Source organism: Trinickia sp. (assembly GCF_051954495.1).
Lineage (GTDB): Bacteria > Pseudomonadota > Gammaproteobacteria > Burkholderiales > Burkholderiaceae > Trinickia.
Genome location: NZ_JBQCHR010000113.1, coordinates 1 through 3,083 on the forward strand (window position 1 = coordinate 1; position 3,083 = coordinate 3,083).

Annotated in this window: 4 protein-coding genes and 1 tRNA gene; 4 read left to right on the top strand and 1 reads right to left on the bottom strand. The window is 64.5% G+C overall.

The window, feature by feature from the left end:
- Positions 1 to 160, bottom strand: a 160-nt coding sequence (locus ACTHNR_RS15085) for a YicC/YloC family endoribonuclease (RefSeq protein ID WP_440548465.1), incomplete at its 3' end; no start/stop codon positions are given.
- A gap of 217 nt (positions 161 to 377) precedes the next feature.
- On the opposite strand from ACTHNR_RS15085, the gene rph reads away from it, so the two are divergent.
- The 4 genes from rph (at position 378) to ACTHNR_RS15105 (ending at position 3,078) form a co-directional block, all read left to right on the top strand.
- On the top strand, positions 378 to 1,118 hold the full coding sequence (gene rph / locus ACTHNR_RS15090) for a ribonuclease PH (protein ID WP_440548462.1): 741 nt from the start codon (positions 378 to 380) through the stop codon (positions 1,116 to 1,118).
- The gene (gene rdgB, locus ACTHNR_RS15095; RefSeq protein ID WP_440548463.1) at positions 1,111 to 1,716 is read left to right on the top strand and encodes an RdgB/HAM1 family non-canonical purine NTP pyrophosphatase; all 606 of its coding nucleotides are present in this window, start codon (positions 1,111 to 1,113) and stop codon (positions 1,714 to 1,716) included. The genes rph and rdgB overlap by 8 nt, the downstream gene beginning before the upstream one ends.
- A complete protein-coding gene (hemW, locus tag ACTHNR_RS15100) occupies positions 1,713 to 2,924 on the top strand; it encodes a radical SAM family heme chaperone HemW (RefSeq protein WP_440548464.1) in 1,212 nt (403 codons plus the stop codon). Before rdgB ends, hemW begins: the two co-directional genes overlap by 4 nt.
- A gap of 64 nt (positions 2,925 to 2,988) precedes the next feature.
- Positions 2,989 to 3,078: transfer RNA gene (locus ACTHNR_RS15105), tRNA-Ser, on the top strand.
- Positions 3,079 to 3,083: the final 5 nt, after the last annotated feature.

The following is a 3,083-nucleotide window of genomic DNA, read 5'->3' on the forward strand; positions in this document are numbered from 1 at the left end:
TCGGCTCGCACGTGCGCGCCTCTTCGGGCATGCGGAAGTTCAGGTCGAGAAAACGCGAATTCACGGTGCGCAGTTCGACCGACACGCTCATGGCTCCGCTGCCGCCTGCGGCCGCGAGTTCGCGCGTCGCGCTCGCGTAACCTGTCATGCTGTAAATCATCGTCCGTCTCGCGATTGTGGCCGTCGCCGGCCGGTTATTCGAGCCGCCCCGCGCGTCGACCCGGCGCGAAAGCGTTGAACCGGCATTATCCCATTTTTGCCGGGCACGCCCGAGCCGGCGGCACGGCAGCCGGCCGGGCGCATGCATGGCGTCAAGGGCGGTAAAATTACGCTTTCCGCTCTTTCCACGCGGCGCCACGCCGCTTCTTGCTCCCACCATGCCCGATATCGTTCAACGCCCCAGCGGCCGCGCCGCCGACGCCCTGCGCGACGTTCGCATCACGCGCCACTACACGAAGCATGCCGAAGGCTCGGTGCTCGTCGAATTCGGCGACACGAAAGTCATCTGCACGGCGAGCGTCGTCGAGCGCGTGCCCGAATTCTTGCGCGAGCGCAATCAAGGCTGGCTCACCGCCGAATACGGCATGCTGCCACGCGCCACGCACACGCGCAGTGATCGCGAGGCGGCTCGCGGCAAGCAAACCGGCCGCACGCAGGAAATTCAGCGGCTGATCGGCCGCGCGCTGCGCGCCGTGTTCGACCTCGAGCGGCTCGGTCCGCGTACGATCCATATCGATTGCGATGTGATTCAAGCCGACGGCGGTACGCGCACGGCCAGCATCACCGGCGCGTTCGTCGCGGCGCACGATGCTGTTTCCAAGCTCATTGCCGCCGGGCGGATCGCCCAATCGCCGATCACCGATTATGTCGCCGCCATTTCGGTCGGCGTCTATGAGGGCGTGCCCGTGCTCGACCTGGACTACGACGAAGACTCGCGCTGCGACACCGATATGAACGTCGTCATGACGGGAGCGGGCGGTTTCGTCGAAGTGCAGGGCACGGCCGAAGGCGCGCCGTTCTCCCGCGACGAAATGAACGCGCTGCTCGACCTCGCGCAGCAGGGAATCCGCACGCTCATCGACAAGCAAAAGGCTGCATTGGGGACGCGCGATGAGTGAGCGCGTCGTCGTCGCATCGAACAATGCCGGCAAGTTGCGCGAGTTTTCGGCGATGCTCGGCGAAGCGGGCATCGCCCTTGTCGCCCAAGGCGAGCTCGGCGTTCCGGAAGCGGAGGAGCCTCATGCGACTTTCGTGGAAAACGCGCTGGCCAAGGCCCGCCACGCGGCGCGCCTGACGGGGCTGCCCGCGCTCGCGGACGACTCGGGGCTCTGCGTGCGCGCGCTCAACGGCGAACCGGGCGTGTACTCGGCACGCTACGCGCAACGCGCGGGCGGAGAAAAAAGCGATGCGGCGAACAACGCCCACTTGGTTGCGCGCCTGCAAGGCGTGACGGACCGCCGCAGCTACTACTACTGCGTACTCGTCCTCGTGCGCCATGCCGACGATCCCGAACCGCTCATCGCCGAAGGCCGCTGGCACGGCGAAATCGTGGATACGCCGCGCGGCGCCCACGGCTTCGGCTACGACCCGCACTTTTTCTTGCCTGAATTGAAGGCGACGGCCGCCGAGCTCGACCCCGCGGTCAAGAATGCGCGCAGCCACCGCGCGATCGCACTGCAGGCCTTGCTGGCGCGGCTCGAGGAGGATGGAAAATGATCGGCACCCGCGCGGGCGTCGTGCAGGCGTTTACAGCACCGGGCGCGATCCATCTCACGTCCTTGCCGCCGCTTGCGCTCTACGTGCATTTCCCATGGTGCGTGCGCAAGTGCCCTTATTGCGATTTCAATTCGCACGAGTGGAAAGGCGAACGATTCCCTGAAGACGATTATCTCGACGCGCTGCGCGCCGATCTCGAGCAAGCGCTGCCGCTGGTTTGGGGCCGACAGGTGCATACGGTCTTCATCGGCGGCGGCACGCCGAGCTTGCTGTCGGCGCGTGGGCTCGATCGCCTCCTGTCGGATGTTCGCGCCTTGCTGCCGCTCGATGCCGATGCGGAAATCACGATGGAGGCCAACCCGGGCACGTTCGAAGCCGAGAAGTTCGCGCAGTTTCGCGCGAGCGGCGTGAATCGTTTGTCGGTAGGGATTCAAAGCTTCAACGAAGCGCATTTGAAGGCGCTGGGGCGCATCCACGATTCGGGCGACGCGCGCCGGGCGGTCGAAATCGCGGCGCGCCATTTCGAGAATTTCAATCTCGATCTCATGTTTGCGCTGCCGCGGCAAACGTTGGACGAATGCCGCGCCGATATCGAAACGGCGCTTTCGTTCGCGCCGCCGCATTTGTCGCTCTACCATCTGACGCTCGAGCCGAATACGCTCTTCGCCAAGTTTCCGCCTGCCCTGCCCGACGACGATGCATCGGCGGACATGCAGGAATGGATTCACGAGCGCACGGCGGCGGCCGGCTACGAGCGGTATGAAGTATCGGCGTACGCCAAACCGCATCACCCAAGCAAACACAATCTGAACTATTGGCGGTTCGGCGATTATCTGGGGATCGGGGCGGGCGCGCATTCGAAGTTGTCGTTCGCCCATCGAATCGTTCGGCAGGTACGCTACAAGCATCCGCAGACGTTCATCGAACAGGCGCGCGCCGGTGCGCCGGTACAGGAAGAGCACGAAGTCTCCACGCGCGATCTGCCGTTCGAATTCATGCTCAACGCACTGCGGCTAGTCGAAGGCTTTCCCGTGCACCGGTTCATCGAACGGACGGGGCTGCAGTTGACGTCCATCGAGCCTGCATTGCAGGAGGCCGAGCGGCGCGGGCTGATCGAGCGTACGTACGAGAAAATCGCGCCGACGCCGCTCGGGCAGCGATTTTTGAACGACTTGCAGGCGCTGTTCTTGAACGAACGGGACGATTGATCCGCGAAGCGATCAAACCCGTGACGCGGGCGTCGCCGAGTTTCGGGTTACAATCGCGCCTCTCGGAGGGCTGGCAGAGCGGTTGAATGCACCGGTCTTGAAAACCGGCAAGGCTTTACGGCCTTCGTGGGTTCGAATCCCACGCCCTCCGCCAGGACA